Source organism: Marinobacter albus, from assembly GCF_030238305.1.
Taxonomy (GTDB): domain Bacteria; phylum Pseudomonadota; class Gammaproteobacteria; order Pseudomonadales; family Oleiphilaceae; genus Marinobacter; species Marinobacter albus.
The window spans coordinates 1,745,527-1,767,895 of the sequence record NZ_JASSQD010000001.1; the positions used below are offsets into that span (position 1 = coordinate 1,745,527).

At 57.2% G+C, this 22,369-nt stretch carries 22 protein-coding genes and 2 tRNA genes; 20 read left to right on the top strand and 4 right to left on the bottom strand.

The annotated features are described in order from the left end of the window. Positions 1-90 precede the first annotated feature (90 nt). From QQF73_RS08190 to xseA, 3 genes are all read right to left on the bottom strand, one after another. Positions 91-300 (bottom strand): cold-shock protein, encoded by a 210-nt coding sequence (locus QQF73_RS08190; RefSeq protein WP_008169155.1) that lies wholly within the window; start codon positions 298-300, stop codon positions 91-93. Positions 301-615: 315 nt separating this feature from the next. After that, positions 616-2,490: a propionyl-CoA synthetase gene (locus tag QQF73_RS08195; RefSeq protein ID WP_219865982.1), complete on the bottom strand. Its 1,875-nt coding sequence runs from the start codon at positions 2,488-2,490 to the stop codon at positions 616-618. 112 nt (positions 2,491-2,602) lie between these two features. Continuing rightward, positions 2,603-3,982: an exodeoxyribonuclease VII large subunit gene (xseA, locus tag QQF73_RS08200; RefSeq protein WP_219865981.1), complete on the bottom strand. Its 1,380-nt coding sequence runs from the start codon at positions 3,980-3,982 to the stop codon at positions 2,603-2,605. Positions 3,983-4,174: 192 nt separating this feature from the next. Between xseA and guaB the strand changes: the two genes are divergently transcribed. The 6 genes from guaB to QQF73_RS08230 all read left to right on the top strand — a co-directional run bounded on the left by guaB (position 4,175) and on the right by QQF73_RS08230 (position 10,616). Beyond that, positions 4,175-5,638: an IMP dehydrogenase gene (gene guaB, locus QQF73_RS08205; RefSeq protein WP_219865980.1), complete on the top strand. Its 1,464-nt coding sequence runs from the start codon at positions 4,175-4,177 to the stop codon at positions 5,636-5,638. A gap of 64 nt (positions 5,639-5,702) precedes the next feature. Next, a complete protein-coding gene (gene guaA, locus QQF73_RS08210; protein WP_219865979.1) occupies positions 5,703-7,280 on the top strand; it encodes a glutamine-hydrolyzing GMP synthase in 1,578 nt (525 codons plus the stop codon). A gap of 9 nt (positions 7,281-7,289) precedes the next feature. Then, entirely contained in the window at positions 7,290-7,802 is a 513-nt protein-coding gene (gene tadA, locus QQF73_RS08215) for a tRNA adenosine(34) deaminase TadA (RefSeq protein ID WP_285367836.1), read from the top strand. Between the two features lie 9 nt (positions 7,803-7,811). After that, complete coding sequence (galE, locus tag QQF73_RS08220) at positions 7,812-8,804, top strand: UDP-glucose 4-epimerase GalE (RefSeq protein WP_219865977.1); 993 nt, start codon at positions 7,812-7,814, stop codon at positions 8,802-8,804. 40 nt (positions 8,805-8,844) lie between these two features. Beyond that, on the top strand, positions 8,845-10,188 hold the full coding sequence (locus QQF73_RS08225; RefSeq protein WP_219865976.1) for a UDP-glucose dehydrogenase family protein: 1,344 nt from the start codon (positions 8,845-8,847) through the stop codon (positions 10,186-10,188). A 2-nt stretch (positions 10,189-10,190) separates the two neighbouring features. After that, complete coding sequence (locus tag QQF73_RS08230; RefSeq protein ID WP_285367837.1) at positions 10,191-10,616, top strand: HIT domain-containing protein; 426 nt, start codon at positions 10,191-10,193, stop codon at positions 10,614-10,616. A gap of 126 nt (positions 10,617-10,742) precedes the next feature. Here the strand turns inward: QQF73_RS08230 and fabR are convergent, their stop codons facing one another. Further along, on the bottom strand, positions 10,743-11,372 hold the full coding sequence (gene fabR, locus QQF73_RS08235) for an HTH-type transcriptional repressor FabR (protein WP_219865974.1): 630 nt from the start codon (positions 11,370-11,372) through the stop codon (positions 10,743-10,745). 237 nt (positions 11,373-11,609) lie between these two features. On the opposite strand from fabR, the gene aspS reads away from it, so the two are divergent. The 14 genes from aspS (at position 11,610) to QQF73_RS08305 (ending at position 22,368) form a co-directional block, all read left to right on the top strand. Continuing rightward, a complete protein-coding gene (gene aspS, locus QQF73_RS08240) occupies positions 11,610-13,421 on the top strand; it encodes an aspartate--tRNA ligase (RefSeq protein ID WP_219865973.1) in 1,812 nt (603 codons plus the stop codon). Positions 13,422-13,479: 58 nt separating this feature from the next. After that, entirely contained in the window at positions 13,480-14,223 is a 744-nt protein-coding gene (locus QQF73_RS08245; protein ID WP_285367839.1) for a YebC/PmpR family DNA-binding transcriptional regulator, read from the top strand. An 18-nt stretch (positions 14,224-14,241) separates the two neighbouring features. Continuing rightward, positions 14,242-14,769 (top strand): crossover junction endodeoxyribonuclease RuvC, encoded by a 528-nt coding sequence (ruvC, locus tag QQF73_RS08250; protein ID WP_219865971.1) that lies wholly within the window; start codon positions 14,242-14,244, stop codon positions 14,767-14,769. A 30-nt stretch (positions 14,770-14,799) separates the two neighbouring features. After that, positions 14,800-15,429, top strand: coding sequence for a Holliday junction branch migration protein RuvA (ruvA, locus tag QQF73_RS08255; protein WP_219865970.1), 630 nt, complete (start codon positions 14,800-14,802; stop codon positions 15,427-15,429). A 152-nt stretch (positions 15,430-15,581) separates the two neighbouring features. Next, on the top strand, positions 15,582-16,613 hold the full coding sequence (gene ruvB, locus QQF73_RS08260) for a Holliday junction branch migration DNA helicase RuvB (RefSeq protein WP_285367841.1): 1,032 nt from the start codon (positions 15,582-15,584) through the stop codon (positions 16,611-16,613). After that, positions 16,606-17,043 (top strand): tol-pal system-associated acyl-CoA thioesterase, encoded by a 438-nt coding sequence (gene ybgC / locus QQF73_RS08265; RefSeq protein ID WP_228743298.1) that lies wholly within the window; start codon positions 16,606-16,608, stop codon positions 17,041-17,043. The genes ruvB and ybgC overlap by 8 nt, the downstream gene beginning before the upstream one ends. 14 nt (positions 17,044-17,057) lie before the next feature. Beyond that, positions 17,058-17,747: a protein TolQ gene (tolQ, locus tag QQF73_RS08270; RefSeq protein WP_219865967.1), complete on the top strand. Its 690-nt coding sequence runs from the start codon at positions 17,058-17,060 to the stop codon at positions 17,745-17,747. A 35-nt stretch (positions 17,748-17,782) separates the two neighbouring features. Beyond that, entirely contained in the window at positions 17,783-18,229 is a 447-nt protein-coding gene (tolR, locus tag QQF73_RS08275; RefSeq protein ID WP_219865966.1) for a protein TolR, read from the top strand. Positions 18,230-18,308: 79 nt separating this feature from the next. Next, on the top strand, positions 18,309-19,298 hold the full coding sequence (gene tolA, locus QQF73_RS08280; protein ID WP_219868022.1) for a cell envelope integrity protein TolA: 990 nt from the start codon (positions 18,309-18,311) through the stop codon (positions 19,296-19,298). 36 nt (positions 19,299-19,334) lie between these two features. Further along, a complete protein-coding gene (gene tolB, locus QQF73_RS08285; RefSeq protein ID WP_228743384.1) occupies positions 19,335-20,627 on the top strand; it encodes a Tol-Pal system beta propeller repeat protein TolB in 1,293 nt (430 codons plus the stop codon). A gap of 65 nt (positions 20,628-20,692) precedes the next feature. After that, a complete protein-coding gene (gene pal / locus QQF73_RS08290; protein ID WP_219865964.1) occupies positions 20,693-21,262 on the top strand; it encodes a peptidoglycan-associated lipoprotein Pal in 570 nt (189 codons plus the stop codon). A gap of 24 nt (positions 21,263-21,286) precedes the next feature. Then, the gene (ybgF, locus tag QQF73_RS08295) at positions 21,287-22,054 is read left to right on the top strand and encodes a tol-pal system protein YbgF (RefSeq protein ID WP_285367842.1); all 768 of its coding nucleotides are present in this window, start codon (positions 21,287-21,289) and stop codon (positions 22,052-22,054) included. A 93-nt stretch (positions 22,055-22,147) separates the two neighbouring features. After that, a tRNA-Lys gene (locus QQF73_RS08300) sits at positions 22,148-22,223 on the top strand. Positions 22,224-22,292: 69 nt separating this feature from the next. After that, positions 22,293-22,368, top strand: a tRNA-Lys gene (locus QQF73_RS08305). Position 22,369 lies beyond the last annotated feature (1 nt).

Consider the following 22,369-nt stretch of genomic DNA (forward strand, 5'->3'; position numbering starts at 1 on the left):
ATCACAGGTTCCAGACGTAATCAGCCGGCACGAGTGCCGGCTGATTGATTTTCCCATGCCCGTGAGGGGCAAAGGACGGAAGCAGTAACCTCAAACCGGGGTTACGTTTTCCGCCTGCGGGCCTTTCGGTCCCTGCGTCACGGTGAACTGCACCTGCTGACCTTCGGTCAGGGTACGGAAACCGCTTGCATTGATTGCACTGTAGTGAACAAAGACGTCACTTCCACCGTCTTGAGCGATGAAGCCAAAGCCTTTGGACTCGTTAAACCACTTCACGTGGCCGGTTTTTGTATCGGACATTGATCTTTCCTGTCTTTCTGAAATTTGCCCTCACGGGACCTTCATATTCCTTATGGAATCCATGCTGAGAAATCCAGAGAGTACTGAGGAAGGAGCAACGAAGAGCACTTCGGCAGGACGTTATAGCGCTTTCACCAAATACCGCTGTATTTTCACAGCAATTTCAGTATAGACCGAGATTGGGGGTCGTCAACGCTTTTTTTGCTTGTTTCAAGAGGGTTTTTAGTGTTTCAAAAACAATCATTTGAACAAATGGGCATGCAAAACCTCCCGAGCCTCCTGAAGGAGGTCGGGAGGTTTTCTGTTGGACGGGATTCAGCCTCGGAAGTGCTCGCTGATCTCGTCCAGAATCGCGGGATCGTCAATAGTGCTGGGGACCGTGTACCGCTCTCCGTCGGCAATCTGGCGAATGACCCGTCGGAGAATCTTGCCCGACCGGGTCTTGGGTAACCGATCAACCACTATAGCCCTGCGAAAACAGGCAATGGCACCGATCTTTTCCCGAACCATTTCGACCAGTTCATCCTCGAGCTCGTCGTGGTCGATGGTCGCTCCGTCTTTGATAAGCACCAATCCAACCGGCACCTGGCCCTTGAGGTCGTCGTGGGCACCCACAACACAGCATTCGGCAATGGCTGGATGCGAGGCAACCACTTCCTCCATTTCACCAGTCGAAAGCCGGTGTCCGGCCACGTTAATGACATCGTCTGTCCGCCCCATGATGAAGACGTAGCCATCGTCGTCGATGAAGCCGCCATCACCCGAGCTGTAATAACCCGGAATGGGTTCGAGATAGCTTTTCTGGAAACGGGCATCGTCGCCCCATACGGTTAGCAGGCACCCTGGCGGTAGCGGCAGTTTGACCGCGATCTGTCCCTGCTCGCCGGCTGGCATCTGGCGCCCGTTCATACCCACGACCTGCACGTTAAAGCCGGGCGAGGGCACGGTCGCCGAACCCGGTTTGGTTTTCATCATCTCGATGCCAACGGGGTTGCAGCAGATGGCCCAACCGGTTTCGGTCTGCCACCAGTGGTCGAGAATCGGCAGATTGGTGTGCTCGTTCAGCCAGTCGTAGGTCGGTGGATCGAGGCGTTCGCCGGCAAGAAAGATTCGTTTCAGTGAACTTACGTCATAACGGGACAGGTGGTCGGCCTCCGGATCTTCCTTGCGAACGGCACGAAAAGCGGTAGGAGCCGTAAACAGAAGATTCACACCATGGTCCTGAACCACGCGCCAGAACGCTCCGGCGTCGGGGGTTTTCACCGGCTTGCCTTCGTACAGGATGGTTGTGCAGCCAGCGAACAGCGGCCCATATACGATGTAGCTGTGGCCAACCACCCAGCCTACGTCGGAGGCGGCCCAGTATACGTCGCCGGGATTGGCGTCATAAACCAGCTTCATGCTGTAGGTCAGTGCGACCGCATGCCCGCCATTGTCTCGAACCACTCCTTTGGGTTTTCCGGTTGTGCCGGAGGTGTACAGGATGTACAGCGGGTCTGTGGACTTGACGGGCACAGGGTCTGCGGGCGTCGCAGCGGCGACGGACTCATTCCAGTCAAAATCCCGGCCGGGGTGCAATTCGGCGTTGGCTTGAGGGCGCTGATACACAATGCAGCTATCCGGCTTGTGGTCGGCCTGTTCAATTGCCTTGTCCACCAAAGGCTTGTATTCGATCACCCGGTTTATCTCGATGCCGCAGGAGGCGGTAATCAGGGCCTTGGGCTTGGCATCGTCAATCCGTACCGCCAGTTCGTGAGAGGCGAAGCCGCCGAAAACCACGGAATGGATTGCGCCGATGCGCGCGCAGCCGAGCATTGCGATGACTGCTTCCGGAATCATCGGCATGTAGATTATGACCCGGTCACCCTTGGAGATGCCCCTGGCGGTCAGTGCGCCAGCGAACAGGGCTACCGCATCGGTCAGTTCCTGATAGGTGTAGGCGCGCTTGGTGCTGGTGACCGGAGAATCGTAGATGAGTGCCGTCTGGTCGCCACGTCCGGCAAGAATGTTCGCGTCCAGGGCGACATAGGAGCTGTTCAGAACGCCGTCTGGAAACCATTGTCCGTGACCATTGTCAGTCGGTGTCCAGATGGTTTTAGGCGGTTCGATCCATTCGATTTGCTCTGCCTGTTCACGCCAGAAGTCGGTCGGTTGAGCAATCGAACGCCGAAACTCGGAGTGGTAGTCCATACATTCCACCTCATTCTGCCTAATTGTTGTTTTGTTGTCTTTCTGAACAACTCTAGGCCGTTTGAAATCATGGACTAGTAGACCATTGGCTTAGTTGCGCCATTTTTGTGCATTAATCCCCGGAGGAATTGACGGAGGTCACTCTGGCGGATATTTCGCCCTGGGCGATTCGGGCTGTAATTCCGTCGCCGGGACGGACTTCAGCAGCGTCGCGGATTATGCGGCCCTCGTCGTCACGAACAATGGCATAGCCACGCCCTAGCGTGGCCAGGGGGCTAACGACATGGAGGGTCTGGGCCATGTGCTCCAGTCGTTCCCGCCTTTGTCTGAGCCGAAGTCGCATGGCTGAGCCCAGGCGCTCACTGGTGCGGGCAACTGACTCCTGGCCGTTGACCAGTTGACGGCGGGGGGATTGCAGGGCGAGCCGTTGGCCAAGATGCTCGCTCCGTACCCTGAGTCGCTCGGTGCGCTGGACCATCGCTTTGTTCAGGCGAAGCTCCAGATCATCCATCCTTTGTGCCTTTTCCAGCAAATCCCGTCTCGGATCCCGGAGGCGGGCTCCCAGGTGTTCCAGCTGGGTTCCGAATCGCTTGAAGGCGCGCCGCGCTGCATTGGCGAGCCGGTGCTCCCATTCCTGAATCTGTCTCAGCCAATCCTGTTGGTCGGGCGAAATTTTTTCAGCGGCTGCCGAGGGTGTGGGTGCGCGGAGATCGGCAACAAAATCCGCAATGGTTACGTCCACTTCGTGTCCGACGGCACTTACCGTAGGTATTCGGCAATTGGCCATGGCGCGGGCCACGGCTTCCTCATTGAAGCACCAGAGGTCCTCCAGCGAGCCGCCTCCGCGACCGATGATCAGAACATCGGCAACGCCGTGGGTTTGTGCGCGTTCAATGGCCTGGACGATGTCCTTTGTAGCCGCCTTGCCCTGCACCGCGGTGGGGTAGAGGGTGACCGGGATGGCCGGACATCTTCGGGCAAGCACCGTAAGGATGTCATGGATAGCGGCACCGGTTGGCGAGGTGATTACGCCGATGTGGCCTGGCGTTTTAGGCAAGGATTTCTTTCTTGCGGCATCGAACAGCCCCTCGGTTTGTAGCTTGCGCTTGAGTTCCTCGAAGGCCTGCTGCAGCTCCCCCAGTCCGGCGGGCTCAATGTGTTCGACTATGATCTGGAAATCGCCGCGATTCTCGTACAGCGTTACTTTGCCGCGAATCCGGACCTGGTCGCCTTCTTTGGGTAGATTGCGAATGCGCTGATTGAAACCCCGGAACATGGCACATCGTACCTGGCATTTCCGGTCTTTCAGCGAGAAGTACCAGTGGCCGGAGGATGGCCTTGAAAATCCTGATAATTCGCCCTCGACCCAGACCTGCATAAAACTCGATTCCAGCAGGTGGCGTGCCTGGTGGTTGAGTTCACTTACGCTCAGAGCTCTTGGCCTTGTGTCCTGAAGCAGAGGGTTCGTCCGCGGTGTACCGTAGTCATCCATACGCAATAGCCGAAAAGTGGGAGGGTAAAAATAGCCAAATTTCAAAAAGATGCAATCGAACCCTCAAAAAGGCGCGGTTTACTGAAAACCAGCACCCCTTTATAATAGATCGATTAAGGATTTTGCTTTGCTGTGCCGCCGCGGGTGCAGCAGGGAAACTCCCAACTTAGCACGTTCAAAAGGCGGATCCCAATGCTGCGAATTGCCGAAGAAGCCCTCACATTTGATGATGTTCTGCTGGTCCCCGGATATTCCGAAGTTCTCCCTCATGAGGTCAGTCTGCAGACCCAGTTGACCAAGGAGATTACCCTCAATATCCCTCTGCTGTCCTCTGCGATGGATACGGTTACTGATGCCGAGCTGGCGATCGCCATGGCTCAGGAAGGCGGTATCGGTATCATGCATAAGAACATGACGGTCGAGCAACAGGCAGCAGCGGTTCGCAAGGTCAAGAAATTCGAAAGTGGCGTAGTCAAGGACCCCATCACCGTTTCCCCGGACACCACCGTGCGGGAACTGGTTGATATCACCATGGCAAACAGTATTTCCGGTCTGCCGGTGGTTGATGGCAATGACCTGATTGGTATTGTTACCGGTCGCGATATTCGTTTTGAGAGCCGCATGGATACACCGGTGCGGGATATCATGACGCCGAAGCACAAACTGGTAACCGTGCAAGAGGGTGCCAGCCTCGATGACGTGAAGGAACTGCTGCACCGTCATCGCATCGAGAAAGTGTTAGTCGTCAACGACAACTTCCAGTTGCGCGGCCTGATTACCGTCAAGGATATTCAGAAGGCCAAGGACTACCCGCTCGCCTGCAAGGATGACCAGGGTCGACTGCGTGTTGGGGCTGCAGTGAGCACTGGCGGTGACACCGAGGCGCGCATTTCGGCGCTTGCGGAGGCCGGCGTGGATGTGATCGTGATCGATACCGCCCACGGTCATTCCAGAGGCGTTATTGATCGGGTTCGCTGGGCGAAGCAGAACTTCCCGGAAGTTCAGGTAATCGGCGGTAACATTGCCACTTCTGACGCCGCGATTGCCTTGGCTGAGGCTGGTGCGGATGCGGTTAAGGTCGGCATCGGGCCCGGTTCCATTTGCACCACTCGTATCGTGGCGGGCATCGGTGTCCCGCAAATTTCAGCCGTTTCCAATGTTGCAGCGGCACTGAAAGACCGGGGGGTTCCGCTGATTGCTGACGGTGGTATTCGATTCTCCGGCGATATTGCCAAGGCCATCGCTGCTGGCGCCCACAGTGTCATGATTGGCAGCCTGCTGGCCGGCACCGACGAAGCTCCGGGCGAGGTTGAGCTGTTCCAGGGGCGCAGCTACAAGGCATACCGCGGCATGGGTTCCATCGGCGCGATGGGGCAGGGCTCCAGCGACCGCTACTTCCAGGACGCGAGTAAGGGAATCGAGAAGCTGGTTCCCGAGGGTATTGAAGGACGTGTCGCCTGCAAGGGCCCCATGCGGAACATCGTTCACCAGCTTATTGGTGGTTTGCGCGCTTCCATGGGCTACACCGGTAGCGCCACCATGGAAGAAATGCGCACCAAGCCGGAATTTGTGCGCATTACCAATGCTGGCATGCGTGAGAGTCACGTGCACGATGTGACCATCACCAAGGAAGCCCCGAACTACCGTATCGGCTAACACTGGCTCTACCCCAACGCGGCTCCCATGGAGCCGCGTTATTTATTTCTGACCCGAGGACTCCATGGCCCAGAACATTCATGACCACCGCATCCTGATTCTCGATTTCGGTTCCCAGTACACCCAGTTGATCGCGCGCCGGGTACGGGAAATCGGCGTTTATTGTGAAATCAAGGCGTTCGATATCACCGATGAAGAGCTTGATGAGTTCAACCCAAAGGGCATTATCCTTGCCGGCGGTCCCGAATCAGTTACCCAACTGGGTGGGCCGCGAGCACCGGAAGGCCTCTTTGAGCGTGGAATTCCCATTCTGGGTATCTGTTATGGCATGCAGACCATGGCGGAGCAGCTCGGGGGGCGTGTAGCCAGTTCCGAGAAGCGCGAGTTCGGCTATGCACAGGTGAAAGTCCGCGCGGCCGGTCCGCTGCTGCAGGATATTACCGATCATCTGACCGGCACCGGGGATACTCTGCTGGATGTCTGGATGAGCCATGGTGACAAGGTCGTGGTCATGCCCGAAGGGTTTGAGCTGCTGGCTTCCACGGAAAGCGCTCCGATTGCTGCGATGCAGGATCTCAGCCGAAATCTCTTCGGCGTGCAGTTCCATCCGGAGGTTACCCATACCTTGCAGGGCAAACGCATTCTCGAACATTTCATCCTCAATATCTGCCAGTGTGAGGCGCTCTGGACGCCGGCCAAGATCGTGGATGATGCAGTACGTCAGATTCGTGAGCAGGTCGGCTCCGACAAGGTTCTTCTGGGGCTGTCAGGCGGTGTGGATTCCTCCGTGACTGCAGCACTGCTCCACAAGGCTATCGGCGAACAACTGACCTGTGTCTTTGTGGATAACGGACTGTTGCGCCTGCATGAAGGTGATCAGGTCATGGACATGTTTGCCAGCAACATGGGCGTCAAGGTTATCCGGGTGGATGCTGAGGATCTGTTCCTGTCCAAGCTCAAGGGCGTGAGCGATCCCGAGCAGAAGCGCAAGATCATAGGTAACACCTTTATCGACGTGTTCGATGAAGAGGCCACGACCATCAAGGATGTGAACTGGCTGGCGCAGGGCACCATCTACCCGGACGTCATCGAGTCCGCCGCGTCGAAAACCGGCAAGGCGCACGTGATCAAGTCGCACCACAACGTTGGTGGTCTGCCTGAAACCATGAAGCTCAAGCTCGTCGAGCCATTGCGTGAGTTGTTCAAGGATGAAGTTCGCCGAATCGGCCTTGAGTTGGGCTTGCCCTATGACATGGTCTACCGCCACCCGTTCCCGGGACCGGGGCTGGGAGTGCGTATTCTGGGCGAGGTCAAGAAGGAGTACGCGGATATCCTGCGCCGGGCCGATGCAATTTTCCTCGAGGAGTTGCACAGGGCCGACCTTTATCACAAGACGAGTCAGGCTTTTGCCGTCTTCCTGCCGGTGAAATCCGTTGGTGTGGTTGGCGATGCCCGTCGGTACGAGTACGTCGTTGCCCTGCGTGCCGTCGAAACCATCGACTTCATGACCGCGCGGTGGGCCCACTTGCCCTATGATCTGCTGGAAACCGTCTCCAATCGCATCATCAACGAAATTACCGGTGTTTCCCGGGTGACCTACGACGTCTCGTCCAAGCCGCCTGCAACCATTGAGTGGGAGTGATCGCCGGGCATGCATCCGCTAGCAGAGCCTGATGCGACAGACGAACACTGGATGGGACGAGCGCTTGAATTGGCGGCTCAGGCTGCCAGCGTTGGCGAGGTTCCGGTTGGCGCCGTGGTGGTGCTGGACGGTCAAGAGGTGGGGGCAGGCTTCAATGCCCCGATTTCCCAGTGCGATCCCACTGCTCATGCTGAAATACGGGCCCTGCGTGATGCTGCCGCCCGACTGGGAAATTACCGTTTGTCGGGCGCGGTGCTTTATGTAACGCTGGAACCTTGCACAATGTGTGTCGGTGCGATTGTGCACAGCCGCATCAGTCGGCTGGTCTATGGAGCTCCGGAGCCCAAGGCCGGGGCTGTAGAGTCGGCGCGTCGGACGCTGGAAGAACCCCATTTCAACTGGGAAGTGGCGGTAGTGTCCGGAGTGCTTGAGCGTCGCTGCAGCGAGATTATCAGCGGCTTTTTTAGCGCGCGGCGGAAAGAGATCCGGCAAAAGCGTAATCAGTCTTCAGGGAAGGAGTAAATCTACGTCATGAAAGTGCTAGTTACCGGTGGAGCAGGTTATATCGGCAGCCATGTTGTACGTCAGCTGGGGCAGGCTGGGCACGACATCGTCGTCCTCGACAATCTCTCGACCGGGTATCGCTGGGCGGTGACAGCCGGGGAGCTCATCGTTGGCGACTTGGCCGACGAGGCCGTGATCGAAGAAGTCTTTGCAAACCACAGGTTCGACGCGATACTGCACTTCGCCGCCAATATCGTGGTGCCCGAGTCGGTCGCCAATCCCCTCAAGTACTACAGCAATAACACCCGTAACACCCTGAACCTTCTGCAGGCCGTGGAAAGGCATCAGGTCCCCTACATGGTGTTTTCATCCACCGCAGCAGTTTATGGCATGCCGGACGAGACCGTCCTGACGGAAGATATGCCACTGGCGCCAATCAACCCCTACGGCGCTTCCAAGATGATGAGCGAGCGGATGATCATGGATCTGGCTGCCGCTTCCGACCTCAACTACGTGATTCTTCGCTACTTCAATGTGGCGGGTGCAAACCCCGATGGATTGCTGGGTCAGGCAACGCCTGAGGCAACCCATTTGATCAAGGTTGCCTGTGAGTGCGTGACCGGCCAGAGAGAGGGGATGAGTGTGTTCGGCACGGACTATGATACCCGTGACGGCACCTGTGTACGGGATTACATCCATGTGGAAGATCTGGCCAAGGCCCATGTCATGGCGCTCGACTATATGGCCCGGGGTGGAGAGTCCAGGGTGCTGAACTGTGGGTATGGTCGGGGATTCACGGTTAATGAGGTAATCGACGTCGTCAAGAGGCAGTCCGGCGTCGATTTCCCGGTTGCCGAGACCGGTCGTCGTACCGGCGATCCGGAGGCCTTGATGGCCGATAATGCGCGGATCAGGCAAACGCTTGGCTGGACTCCGAACTACGACAACCTCGAAACCATTGTCGGGACTGCGCTGGCCTGGGAAGCCATCTGGCAGAAGCGTAAAGATTCTCCAAGCTGAGAGCTGAAATTCTTGTCTTAACAGTATCAGGATTGAATGGATGAAAATTACGATTTTTGGTACCGGGTACGTTGGTTTGGTGACTGGCGCGTGCCTGGCGGATGTGGGGCATCATGTCCTGTGCATGGATGTCGATAAGGCCAAGATCGATAAACTTGAGAATGGTCAGATCCCGATCTACGAACCCGGCCTCAAGGCGATCGTCAATCATACGGTTGAAGCCGGGCGGCTGGCATTTACCACGGATACTGAAAAAGCGGTCAGGCACGGTACCCTGCAGTTTATCGCGGTGGGCACGCCTCCCGATGAAGACGGCTCGGCAGACCTGCAGTATGTTACCGCGGTTGCCCGTGCCATCGGGCAGTACATGGATGATTACAAGGTGGTGGTCGACAAATCCACCGTGCCCGTGGGAACCGCGGATAAAGTGCGGGCTGCCTTGCGTGCCGAACTGGATAGCCGAAATCTTGAGCTCGAATTTGATGTGGTTTCTAACCCCGAGTTCCTCAAGGAAGGGGCTGCCATCAATGATTTTATGAAGCCGGACCGGATTGTAGTGGGTACCGACAGTGACAGGGCTGCGGAGCTGCTGCGGGAAGTCTATTATCCGTTCAACCGGTCACGGGACCGGATGATCTTCATGGATGTCCGGTCGGCAGAGCTAACCAAGTACGCTGCGAACGCCATGCTTGCGACCAAGATCAGCTTCATGAACGAGGTTGCCAATCTGGCTGAACGTCTCGGTGCGGACATCGAGGCGGTGCGTCAGGGCATCGGATCGGACCCTCGCATCGGTTACCACTTCATCTATCCGGGTTGTGGCTACGGCGGCTCCTGTTTCCCCAAGGACGTACAGGCACTCTCCCGCACCGCCCGCGACTGCGATTACGACGCTCGTCTGCTGAATGCCGTCGAGTCGGTGAATTACGCGCAGAAACATGTTCTGTTCGACAAGGTTTCCCATTATTTCCGGGGAAACCTGAGCGGAAAGGTCGTAGCGTTGTGGGGCCTGGCATTCAAGCCCAACACCGATGACATGCGGGAAGCCTCTTCGCGGACCCTGATGGAAGATCTTTGGAAAGCGGGGGCCACAGTGCAGGCGTTCGATCCGGAGGCAATGGAAGAGACCCAGCGTATCTATGGTGATCGAGATGGGCTGACGCTGTGCGGAACCAAAGAGCAGGCCCTTAAAGGGGCGGATGTTCTTGCGATCTGTACTGAATGGAAGGAATTCCGCTCCCCGGACTTTGATGTGGTCGCGTCGGCTCTGCGAGAGCCTGCGGTGTTTGATGGACGGAATCTCTACGAACCCGAAATGCTGGAGCGCTATGGCCTGATCTACTACGCCATAGGGCGGGGCAGAAATCAGTTCCATACGGTGTGATTATGAGTCAGGTGCCGGAGTTTCAGCTTCACCAGCGTTTGGCGGCGGACACCATCGGACTGGGGTTCAGTCAACTGTGCGAGATTCGACTGATGAACGATCGCACCTGGCCCTGGTTGCTGTTGGTGCCGGCTGTTGGCGGTATCCGGGAGATCTTCGAGTTGAGTGATTCGCAGCAGCAACGCCTGATGCACGAGTCGTCAACCCTGAGTCGCGGCATGATGGAGCTGTTCTCGGGTGACAAGATGAACGTTGCCGCTCTTGGCAATATGGTGCCCCAGCTTCATCTGCATCACATTGTGCGTTTTGAGGGGGATCCGGCCTGGCCTGGTCCGGTTTGGGGTGTGCGGCCGCCAGTGCCCTATAATGACGAGGAGTCGGAAGTCGTCCGGGAGCAACTTGCCCCGGTTCTGGCGCGTTTGAGGTAGGCGGTTAAAAAAGCCCGCCATGATGGCGGGCGAAAAGCTACCTGGAAAGGTAACGACTCAACAATGGAAGGTGTATCGTCTTCCAGACCAGATCACGTAAGGATTCCCGAAAAGGTTCCAAAACCCTCAAGTTTTTTGTGGCGGCTTTCTGCGCGCCAGTGTCTGTGATCCGACCAGGATCATTCTCAGTTCTGTTTTGAGCTTAACCTTCAATTCGTCCCGTTCCCTGTTCGTCGCGTCCAGTGCTTCCGCGCCCTGATTGAAGACCAGGGTAACCATGGCTTCCGCCACCAGGCGCGAATCCGACAGGGGTTTGCCCTGTTCCTCGGCAACGCGATGAAGATCGTCCGCCAGTTCCGTCACGAAGTGGTCAATCTCCGCCTTGATCGCGGTCCGGAAGGGCTTGGATACTCCGGTGCGCTCCCGGAGCATCAGCCGGAAGAGGTTGGCGTTATTGCCGAGGTACTCCATAAAGGTTTCCACCGATGTGGATATGGCACTCCCGTCCCGGGCAATTCGCTTGCGGGCCTGGCGCATCAATTGGCGCAGGGCCACCCCGCCCTCGTCGACCAACGCAAGGCCCAGTTCGTCCAGCTCTGAAAAATGGCGGTAGAACGAGGTGGGCGCAATTCCCGCTTCCCGGGCAACTTCACGCAGGCTCAGGCTGCCAAAGCCTCGATCGGCGCTCAATTGGGCGAGGGCAGCATCCATCAGTGCGCGACGGGTACGAAGTTTCTGCTCGGCTCTGGACGACAAGTTAGGCTCCAATTACTGCGTGAACGGTGCATTCTAGCGATCTGTCGACGGTGAGTCATCCGGACGCGGAGTACGCCGAGAATGACGCCTGATTTTCAGCGTCATTGTGTTTATAATGGGCGGCTTTTCCAGTATGGTCGCCACGTCTTTTTTGCGGCCCAATTTTTTGCAGCAAAGTGAGCCAAGCCTGCTTGCTTGCCAGACATTAAGCACACATCAGATACAACGGGAACCGGTATGCGCAGTCATTATTGCGGTGGGATCAACGAATCCCACATCGATCAGGAAGTCACACTCTGCGGATGGGTACATCGCCGCCGTGATCACGGTGGTGTTATTTTCCTTGATCTGCGGGATCGGGATGGTATCTCCCAGGTGGTTGTAGACCCCGACACTCCAGAAAGCTTTGCCCTGGCGGAAAAAGTTCGCAGCGAGTTCGTTATCAAAGTGACTGGCCGGGTTCGCCGTCGCCCTGCGGGTACCGAAAACAGCAACATGCCTACGGGCCAGGTTGAGCTTCTTGGCAAGAAGTTGGACATCCTCAATGCGGCTGCCACACCGCCGTTCCCGCTGGACGAGCACGTGGATGTGGGCGAGGACGTGCGCCTGCGTTACCGTTTCGTAGACCTGCGACGCCCGGAAATGATCAACCGCATGCGGTTCCGGTCACGCGTGACCAGTTACATTCGAAACTATCTGGACGGCAACGGTTTCATGGACGTGGAAACTCCGATACTGACCCGCGCCACTCCCGAAGGTGCCCGTGACTACCTGGTTCCGAGCCGTACCCACGAAGGCTCCTTCTTCGCCTTGCCCCAGTCTCCTCAGCTGTTCAAGCAGTTGCTGATGGTGTCGGGCGTTGACCGGTACTACCAGATCGCCAAGTGCTTCCGTGACGAAGACCTCCGGGCAGATCGTCAGCCGGAATTCACCCAGGTGGATATTGAGGCCTCGTTCATCGACGAGGAAACCCTGATGGGGCTCAATGAGGACATGATCCGGTCCCTGTTCAAGGATGTGCTCGACGTCGAACTGCCAAGCTTCCCTCGCATGCCGCATTCCGAGGCTATGCAGCGGTATGGAAGCGACAAGCCGGACCTCCGTATCCCGCTGGAACTGATTGATGTGGCGGATCTGGTTGAAAACGTGGACTTCAAGGTTTTTGCCGGCCCTGCCAGGGACCCCAAAGGCCGTGTGGCCGCGCTGCGGGTGCCGAAAGGCGGCGATCTGACCCGTAAACAGATCGATGACTATACCAAGTTTGTTGGTATCTACGGGGCGAAGGGGCTGGCCTACATCAAGGTGAATGATCTGTCCAAGGGTGTTGAAGGCCTGCAGTCACCGATCATCAAGTTCCTGGGTGACGACGTCGCTCAGGCCGTAATGGAGCGCGTGGGTGCCGAGGACGGAGATATTGTCTTCTTCGGTGCAGACAAGACCACGGTTGTTAATGAGGCGCTGGGTGCACTGCGTATCAAGGTCGGCCATGACCTGGATATGCTCACGAGCGAGTGGGCGCCGCTCTGGGTTGTTGATTTCCCGATGTTCGAGGAAACTCCGGATGGCGGTCTGACCGCGATTCACCATCCCTTCACGGCACCATCCTGCAGTGCGGATGAACTTGCCGCCAACCCGGCAACTGCGCTTTCTCGGGCCTATGACATGGTGCTGAACGGTACCGAGCTGGGTGGCGGTTCCATCCGTATCCACGATGAAAAGATGCAGGAGACCGTCTTCCGCATCCTGGGTATCGAAGAGGAAGAGGCGCGCGCCAAGTTCGGGTTCCTTCTGGACGCTCTGAAGTTCGGTTGTCCGCCTCACGGTGGCCTGGCCTTTGGCCTGGACCGTCTGGTCATGCTGATGACCGGGGCTTCATCCATTCGTGATGTCATTGCGTTCCCGAAAACCCAGAGTGCCACCTGTCTGATGACTCAGGCTCCGGGCGAAGTGGATGACCAGCAGTTGCGCGAGCTGCACATTCGCCGGAGAAAGTCTGCCAAAGCGGTGGAAGGCAACAAGGCCGGAAGTGAGAACGCGGCAGGCGAGTAAATTCTGAGCGCCGGGGCGCGCCTGGCTTCGCGCCCCCGGTCAGAGCTGGAGTTGTTTTATGGCTGGTCACAGTAAATGGGCCAACATCAAACACCGCAAGGCAGCTCAAGATGCCAAGCGGGGTAAAATCTTCACCAAAATTATCCGTGAGCTGACCGTCGCCGCCCGCCAGGGCGGAGGCAATCCCGAAGACAATCCGCGGTTAAGGGCGGTGATCGACAAGGCGCTCACGGCCAACATGAAGAAGGACACCATCGAGCGTGCCGTCGAGCGGGGTGCTGGAGGTGGTGATGACAGCAACTACGAAGAGCTCACCTACGAGGGCTATGGTCCGGGCGGTGTGGCCATTTTCGTGGAAGCAATGACCGACAACAAGAACCGCACCGTGGCGGAAATCCGGCACGCCTTCAGCAAGATGGGAGGCAATCTCGGTACCGACGGTTCGGTGGCCTATCTTTTCAGCAAGCAGGGTATCATCAGCTACGGGCCGGACGTGTCCGAGGAGACGCTGATGGAGGCCGCCTTGAAGGCCGGGGCTGAGGATCTGGCGGGGCAGGATGACGGCTCCTTCGAGATTGTCACCACCCCCGAACAGTTTCTGGACGTCAAGGAAGCGCTGGTGACCGCCGGGCTCAAACCTGACAGCGCGGCAGTGACTATGGTGCCGGCGACCTGGGTCGAACTGGACCGCGACGGCGCGGAAACCATTCTCAAGCTGATCGATATGCTGGAAGACCTTGATGACGTCCAGAACGTTTATCACAACGCCGATATTTCCGGTGACATCATGGATTCGCTCTGAAGCGACAGGGGTATCGATTTGCCGATCATTCTGGGTGTAGACCCCGGATCGAGGATCACCGGTTTCGGAATTATCCGCGCCGATGGCCGTAATATTGAGTATATTGATAGCGGCTGTATTCGTGTCGGCGAAAAGCCAATGGCGGAGCGCCTCCAGACGATTTTTCACAGTCTCGCGACCCTCATCGGTGAATATCGTCCTGAAGAGTTCGCCATCGAGCAGGTGTTCATGGCACGAAACCCGGATTCTGCACTGAAGCTGGGGCAGGCTCGAGGTGCGGCCATTGTCAGTGCCGCCAACAGTGGGCTGGCCGTTCACGAATACTCCGCCCGTCAGGTCAAGCAGGCAGTCGTCGGAAAGGGTGGCGCGGATAAGTCGCAGGTTCAGCATATGGTTCAGGCCTTGTTGGCCCTTTCCCGGAAACCCCAGGCGGATGCGGCCGATGCTCTTGCCATTGCGCTGTGTCACGCGCACATGAGCCAGAGCGTGCTCAGGGTCGCCGGCGCAGGAGGCAAGGTCCGAGGCGGTCGAATGCGACAAAAATAACCCGCTCTCAGGAGCGACAGGAGAGTCCCTTTGCTAGGTCGTATCCGAGGAATACTGGTTGAAAAAGCACCCGGTCAGGCATTGGTGGAGTGCGCCGGACTGGGCTATGAAGTTGATATCCCTTTCACCACTTTCTTTCATCTCCCCGAAACCGGTCAGGAAGTGACCCTCCATACCCATTTTGCGGTCCGCGAGGACGCCCATAGCTTATATGGCTTTGCATCACGCCTTGATCGCGATCTTTTCCGTTTGCTTATCAAGGTTAATGGCGTGGGGCCCAAGCTGGCGGTTGGTATTCTCTCCGGCCTGGATGCCGAGCAGTTTATCCGGTGTGTAGAGGCGCGTGATGCCAATGCGCTGGTCAAGTTGCCGGGCGTCGGGAAGAAAACAGCAGAGCGCCTGCTTATTGAAATGACCGATCGGATAGGGCAACTTGAAGGACAATTCGTGCCCACGTCGCAAGATGCGACAGGATCGGGTATGGCAGGTCAGAAGTTGCCGATGCGGGGTCAGGATCCCAGAGACGAGGCGGAGGCGGCTCTCATTGCGCTGGGGTACAAGCCTCAGGAGGCAGCCAAAGCGATCAGCAAGGTCGCCGAGGATGGCATGTCGAGCGAAGCGCTGATCAGGCTCGCCTTGCGCAATATGATTCCGGCTTGATCAACCCGAGCCTGATATGTCGCCGGTATGGCACCAAACCTGTAGAGAGCGTAACGTGACACCCCTTGGACTGTTTGTACAATTGGGGCAACGATTTAACTCTGACGCAAGCGCTAAGGCACGATGTTGATTCCTAACAAACGGATGATGCCATGATCGAATCCGACCGACTGATCTCAGCCCGGGCCGGTGAATACGAAGAGGTGCAGGATCGGGCGATTCGTCCCACCTTGCTGACCGAGTATGTCGGACAGCCAGCGGTTCGTGAGCAGATGGATATTTTTATCTCTGCCGCCCGTGGCCGTCAGGAAGCGCTTGATCACGTTCTGATTTTCGGCCCGCCGGGCCTTGGCAAGACCACGTTGGCCAACATAATCGCCAACGAAATGGGCGTTTCGATCAAAACGACGTCCGGGCCAGTGCTGGAGAAAGCCGGCGATCTTGCTGCCATGCTTACCAATCTGGAAGAGGGCGACGTCCTCTTTATCGACGAAATTCATCGCCTCAGCGCCGCCGTGGAAGAAGTTCTGTATCCCGCAATGGAAGACTACCAGCTGGATATCATGATTGGTGAAGGGCCGGCGGCGCGCTCAATAAAACTGGATTTGCCGCCGTTTACCCTTGTGGGCGCAACGACGCGAGCGGGCCTGTTGACCTCACCGTTGCGGGATCGTTTTGGCATTGTCCAGCGTCTGGAGTTTTACAACACCGAGGACCTGACCAGCATCATTATACGGTCGGCCCGTCTGTCCTCGGTGCATATCGACGAAGCGGGTGCATTTGAGATCGCAAGACGCTCCCGGGGGACGCCGCGAATCGCGAATCGCTTGCTGCGCCGTGTTCGCGATTTCGCCGAGGTGCGTTCTGATGGTCACATCAACTCGGATATCGCAGATCAGGCACTGAATATGCTCAAAGTGGACGGCCAGGGCTTCGATCACATGGATCGTCGCCTGCTGCTCGCCATGATTGAAAAATTCGACGGTGGTCCGGTGGGAGTCGAGAGTCTCGCCGCGGCAATCAGTGAGGAGCGAGGCACCATTGAGGATGTACTCGAACCCTTCCTGATACAGCAGGGGTTCATGGTTCGAACGCCCCGAGGACGCATGGTTACCTCCAATGCCTATCAGCATTTTGGGGTGGTACCGCAAAAGTCCGGGCGGGAGGACGACCTTTTTGGCTGATCCTCAGGAACGTCGTGTTTTTGAGCTGCCGGTCCGCGTCTATATCGAAGACACGGATGCGGGGGGCATCGTGTTCCATGCCAAATACCTGCACTACATGGAGAGAGCCCGCACAGAATGGGTTCGTAGCTGCGGCGTCGGACTGCGTGCCGGTCTGACTGAAAACATCAGCTATGTTGTCCAGCGGATGGCGATCCATTATTCGGTACCGGCCCGGCTGGACGACCAGTTGCTGGTTACCGCAGAGCCAGATGCCTTTGGGCGAGTGTGGATGGACTTTAAACAACGGGTCTTGCGCGCCGAAGATCGCACACTTCTGTGTGAGGCCGACGTTCGAGTCGCGTGTGTGGCGCTGGACAGTGGTCGCCCGCGACGATTACCCGAAAATATGCAGGCGTTGTTGAGAAGCAACGTTCAGACAACGGAATAAGCCAGGAGCAAAAGGTGGAATCAGAAGTTTCAGTCTGGTATCTCGTGTCCAACGCCGGTGTACTGGTGCAACTTGTCATGTTGCTCCTTGCCCTGGCATCCGTCATGTCCTGGGCGCTGATCTTTCAGCGCCTTCAGGTGTTTCGCAAGGCCAAGCAGTCCCAGTTGGCTTTTGAGGAGCGGTTCTGGTCCGGTATGGACCTTGGCCAGCTCTATCGCGAGGTGAACGCCGAACCGACGCCATTTTCGGGCATGGAATCGGTGTTCAGGGCCGGGTTCAAAGAATTTTCCCGTCTACGTCAGCAGAGCCGCGATGCAGATGCGGTCATGGAAGGCACGCAGCGTGCCATGCGTGTGGCCTTTTCAAGGGAACAGGAACGTCTGGAAGCCCACCTGCCGTTTCTGGCAACCGTGGGCTCGACCAGTCCCTACATCGGCCTGTTCGGTACGGTCTGGGGCATTATGAACTCGTTCCGTGGTCTGGCCCAGGTGCAGCAGGCGACACTCGCGACCGTGGCGCCGGGCATCTCGGAGGCTCTGATTGCCACGGCCATGGGCCTCTTCGCGGCCATTCCGGCGGTCATCGCCTACAACCGGTTTGCAGCGATGGCTGACGCTCTGCTCAAAAACTATGAAACCTTTGCCGAGGAATTCTCCAGTATCCTGCATCGTCGTGTTCATAACAGCGAAAAGAGTGCGGCGTAAATGCTTGTTTCTTCTAAAGGTCGGGGGGTAGCGCCATGAAGGGCATGGGAATGATGCCGCAACACCGGCGAAAGCCAATGTCGGAGATCAACGTCGTTCCCTATATCGACGTGATGCTGGTGTTGTTGGTGATATTCATGGTCACCGCGCCAATGCTGACCCAGGGGGTGAAGGTGGACTTGCCGGAAACTACTTCCGACCCCATCCAGGCCGCCAAGAATGTTGAGTCGATCGTGGTGTCCGTCGATACCAATGGCGCCTATTACGTCGAAGTGGGTGACCAGGGTAGTGATCCCATGTCTCTGGGCGAGGTCCGTGAGCAGGTTGGTAAGATTCTGTCCCAGCGTGCCAACAGTGAGATATTGGTGCGTGGTGACGAACACGTCGAATACGGGATGGTGGTTCGTCTTATGTCCGAATTGCAGGGTGCCGGGGCAAGCAGCATCGGCTTGATCACCGAAGCGCCCCTGGACGACAAGTGATACCAGTGCAGGTAGGTTTTTTGTGATAGGTCACGAGCGCGAAGTAACCAGCACTGGCGTATCGCCCTGGAAATCTCCGGTGGCAATGTCGGTAACGCTGCACCTTTTGATTATTGGTGTAGCTCTGGCGGGCTGGACGTGGACCAGTCCGGACCATGAACCGCCGCCACGCAGCATTTCGGCCAGGTTGATTACACAGCAGCAGCCGGAGCCCAGTCCCGTTGTGGAACCGGTCGATCAACCTGATCGTGAGGAAGAGAGACGTCAGGAAGAGCAAAAACGCAAGGCTGAAGAAAAGCGGAAGGCCGAGGAGCAGAGAAAGGAGCAGGCCCAACGCGAGGCAGAAAAGAAAGCCAGGGAAGAAGCAGAGCGCGAGGCACGGGAGCAGGAACGTAAACGCCAGCTGGCAGAGCAGCGGAAAAAAGAGGAAGCTGCTCAAGCAAAGGAAGCCGCGCGGCAGAAAGCCGAGGCGGAAGCGAAGGAGCGTGAGCGCAGGAAGGCCGAGGAAGAGCAGCGTCGGAAGAAGGAAGAGGCTCAGCGCAAGGCAGAAGAAGAGAAGCGTCGCCTGGAAGAGCAGCGAAAGCGGGAAGAAGCCGAACGCAAAAAGCGTGAGGAAGAAGCACGAAAAGAAGCTGAGCGAAAGCGGCTTGAGGCCGAGCGCCGTCTTAAAGAGCAACAGTTGGAGGCGCTGGCTCAGGAAGCCAGTGAGGCGCAGGAGGCTGAGGCCCGTAAGCAGGCCCAGGCGGCCGCAGCAAAGGCCCGAGAGGCGCAGATGCTAACAGAAAGCGAAAAGTATCAGGCGTTGATTCGCGAACGCCTCAGTCAGGCCTGGTATCCGCCTTCTTCGGCGACTGAAGAGATGACGGCCCGCCTGCAGATCACCCTGCTGCCAACAGGTGAATTGGCGGGTGTCAAACTGGTGGGTAGCAGTGGCAATACCGCGTTCGATAATTCCGCGCTCAGTGCGGTTCGCTCGCTGAATCGGTACCCGATCCCGGATGAGCGTGACACGTTTGAGCGGTATTTCCGTCAGTTTACAATTGAGTTCAACCCTCGCCGGTTGAGATAAGGAACGGATGACACAATGACAAAGCGGGTTTGGACTATGCCGTTACGAAAACTCTTTGCAGTGACCGCCCTGTTCATTCTGTCGGTGAACACGGTGCACGCCGAGTTATTGATCCGGATTACCGAAGGGGCTGACTCTGCGGTTCCGATCGCCGTAGTGCCGTTCTCGGAGAGTGGCGCGGTGCCTCCGGGTGATAAGGTTGGAGACATCGTTCACAGCGACCTTGCCATGAGCGGGGAATTTCGCCCGTTGCCGGCCGAAAAAATGCTGAGCCTTCCTTCCAGGCGGGAAGAGGTCTTTTTCCGGGACTGGCGTCTGCTTGGCCAGCGCTATGTGCTCGTTGGCAGCCTGACCCGAAATGGGGACAGGGTTTCGGCCCGTTACGAGTTGTTTGATGTCAATACGGAAGAGCGGTTGCTGGGTGAAACCGCAGCTGCACCTGCATCCAACATCAGGTCGCTCGCTCACCACGTGAGCGACAAGGTATACGAGGCCATCACCGGCGTGCCCGGGGCCTTCTCTACAAAGCTGGCCTACATCACGCTGGATAGATTCAATGGCAAGCCCCGTTACCGGTTGCAGGTAAGCGATGTCGATGGCAAGCGCGCCAGAATCCGGCTGGAGAGTCAGGAGCCGATCCTGTCGCCAGCTTGGTCGCCCGATGGTAAGAAGCTTGCGTATGTGTCGTTCGAAACCGGCAAGCCGGTCATCTTTGTTCACGAGCTGGCGAGCGGGAACCGGTCCGCAGTGGCCGATTTCCCGGGCCTGAATTCGGCGCCGGCCTGGTCCAATGACGGCCGGTCGTTGCTAATGACGCTGTCCAAGGACGGCAATGCAGAAATCTACCGGATGAATCTCGCCAGCCGCGAATTGACCAAAGTGACCAATCACTGGGCTATCGATACCGAAGCAAGCTGGGATCACACCGGCGACGGCCTGTTCTTCACGTCTGACCGGTCGGGCGGCCCCCAGATCTACCACAAGGAAAGCGAAAGGGCGGCTCCCCGTCGTATTACCTTTGGTAGTCGTTATAACGCCCGCCCCCGGCCTGATAATACCGGCGATTTCGTTTACTACGTGCATCAACGGAACAGCGCGTTTCATATTGCCCGAACCAATCTTGACACCGGTGAGGAAACCATCCTTACCCGTACAGAATCCGATGAATCCCCAAGTGTGTCCCCGAACGGTCGAATGCTGATCTATGCAACCAAGCAGGGTTCAGACAGCGTGCTCACAGTGATTTCCGTCGACGGTGGTGCTGCCTACAGCTTGCCTGCGGCAGAAGGTGATGTGCGCGAACCGGCGTGGGGGCCGCTGGTGCGGTAACGGGTGCCCACAGCTGCCCGTAAAATGATTCGTTAAACAAGTCAATCAACTGAAAGGAAAGTTTTATGAAGTTGTCAGTTCAATCCAAGTTTTTTGCCGTTTTGTTGTCTGCTGGCCTCTTTGCCGGCTGTAGCTCTACCGGCGAAACCGTAGATGAGGGTGCCTACGGCTCTGATGTGGATGCTATTGATCAGGAAGGCGGTTCCACTGTCTACGGCGGCGGTGATCAGGACGGTATCTCGTCCTCCGCAATGACCGAAGAAGAGCGTATGGCAGCTCAGCAGCAGGCTGAACAGGAAGCTCTGCGCGATATCACAACGTTCTACTTCGATTTCGATACTGCAGAGATCAAGGCTGAAGCCCGTGATGTCCTGGTTGCCCATGCCCAGTTCCTGGCGAATAACCCTGGTCAGCAGGTTCGTCTTGAAGGTCATGCCGACGAGCGAGGAACCAAGGAGTACAACTTGGCACTTGGCGAGCGCCGTGCCAACGCGATCCAGCGCTTCCTGGTAGTTAATGGCGCTTCACGCGGCCAGATGGAAACCGTAAGCTACGGTGAAGAGAAACCGGCGGTTATGGGCTCAACCGAAAGTGCCTGGGCTCAAAACCGTCGTGTGGAGCTCGTGTTCGAGTAAACACACCAGATGTCAGGAATGCCCATGAGAAAATTACTCATGGCGGCAGTGATTCTCCCGTTTGCCTTTGGGCAGACGGGAGTGGCGCTGGCGCAGTCATCTACGCAGGCTTTTCAGAACAGCAGTTCGGAAGCCCAGCGCAAGGCGAATAGCAGTCAGGCCACCGCTGAGCTGTTCTACATGATCCAGCAGTTGCAGGGCGAAGTGCGGCGCTTGCAGGGCCAGGTGGAGGAGCAGAAGTATCAGATCGATCGCCTGAAGGAGCAGGGGCGGGACCGTTACATCGATCTTGATCAGCGCATACTCGATCTTTCCGAGAAGGTCTCCGAACAACCCGCGGGTGCTGCACCGGTCGGTGGGGCGGCAGCGAGTGCGGCCGGAAATGCCGGTACCGTTACGAAGGAATACCGACAGCCCGGTGCGGAGGAGCGTAAGGAGTACGAGGCGATTCAGGATCTGATCCGGAATCAGAAAAACTATGACGAGGCTATCGGCCGGCTTTACGAGTTTATCGATAAATACCCGGAAGGCGATCTGACGGTTAATGCCTATTACTGGCTGGGTGAGGTATACCTGGTCAAGCCCCAGTTGGAGCAGGCAAAGCAGGCTTTCACCATTGTCGCCACGCGTTATCCTGATCACCGCAAGGCCCCGGATGCCGTTTACAAGTTGGGAGTTACCCTGGATCGGCTTGGTGAGAAACAGGAGGCCAAGCGACGCATGGAGACAGTGATCAGGGACTACCCGAACAGCAGTGCCGCCAATCTGGCGCAGAAGTTCCTGGACTCTTGAAACAACTGATAAGCCGCTGTGGGAGAAATGTTGAGAAACCTGAGAAAAAGGGTTGATCAACGCCAAAAAATCATTACTATATGCGCCTCGTTTGGGTCGTTAGCTCAGTTGGTAGAGCAGTTGGCTTTTAACCAATTGGTCGAAGGTTCGAATCCTTCACGACCCACCAAATTAGAGTTCCGGTGTGTGCTGAGTCACTCCGGAATCGGTCAGGGTCAAGGCGCTGATCGCCAGTTACGGGTCGTTAGCTCAGTTGGTAGAGCAGTTGGCTTTTAACCAATTGGTCGAAGGTTCGAATCCTTCACGACCCACCAA

Coding starts and splice junctions, on each gene's coding strand:
- QQF73_RS08190 (WP_008169155.1), bottom strand. CDS start 300: ATGTCCGATACAAAAACCGGCCACGTGAAGTGGTTTAACGAGTCCAAA.
- QQF73_RS08195 (WP_219865982.1), bottom strand. CDS start 2,490: ATGGACTACCACTCCGAGTTTCGGCGTTCGATTGCTCAACCGACCGAC.
- xseA (WP_219865981.1), bottom strand. CDS start 3,982: ATGGATGACTACGGTACACCGCGGACGAACCCTCTGCTTCAGGACACA.
- guaB (WP_219865980.1), top strand. CDS start 4,175: ATGCTGCGAATTGCCGAAGAAGCCCTCACATTTGATGATGTTCTGCTG.
- guaA (WP_219865979.1), top strand. CDS start 5,703: ATGGCCCAGAACATTCATGACCACCGCATCCTGATTCTCGATTTCGGT.
- tadA (WP_285367836.1), top strand. CDS start 7,290: ATGCATCCGCTAGCAGAGCCTGATGCGACAGACGAACACTGGATGGGA.
- galE (WP_219865977.1), top strand. CDS start 7,812: ATGAAAGTGCTAGTTACCGGTGGAGCAGGTTATATCGGCAGCCATGTT.
- QQF73_RS08225 (WP_219865976.1), top strand. CDS start 8,845: ATGAAAATTACGATTTTTGGTACCGGGTACGTTGGTTTGGTGACTGGC.
- QQF73_RS08230 (WP_285367837.1), top strand. CDS start 10,191: ATGAGTCAGGTGCCGGAGTTTCAGCTTCACCAGCGTTTGGCGGCGGAC.
- aspS (WP_219865973.1), top strand. CDS start 11,610: ATGCGCAGTCATTATTGCGGTGGGATCAACGAATCCCACATCGATCAG.
- QQF73_RS08245 (WP_285367839.1), top strand. CDS start 13,480: ATGGCTGGTCACAGTAAATGGGCCAACATCAAACACCGCAAGGCAGCT.
- ruvB (WP_285367841.1), top strand. CDS start 15,582: ATGATCGAATCCGACCGACTGATCTCAGCCCGGGCCGGTGAATACGAA.
- tolR (WP_219865966.1), top strand. CDS start 17,783: ATGAAGGGCATGGGAATGATGCCGCAACACCGGCGAAAGCCAATGTCG.
- tolB (WP_228743384.1), top strand. CDS start 19,335: ATGCCGTTACGAAAACTCTTTGCAGTGACCGCCCTGTTCATTCTGTCG.
- pal (WP_219865964.1), top strand. CDS start 20,693: ATGAAGTTGTCAGTTCAATCCAAGTTTTTTGCCGTTTTGTTGTCTGCT.
- ybgF (WP_285367842.1), top strand. CDS start 21,287: ATGAGAAAATTACTCATGGCGGCAGTGATTCTCCCGTTTGCCTTTGGG.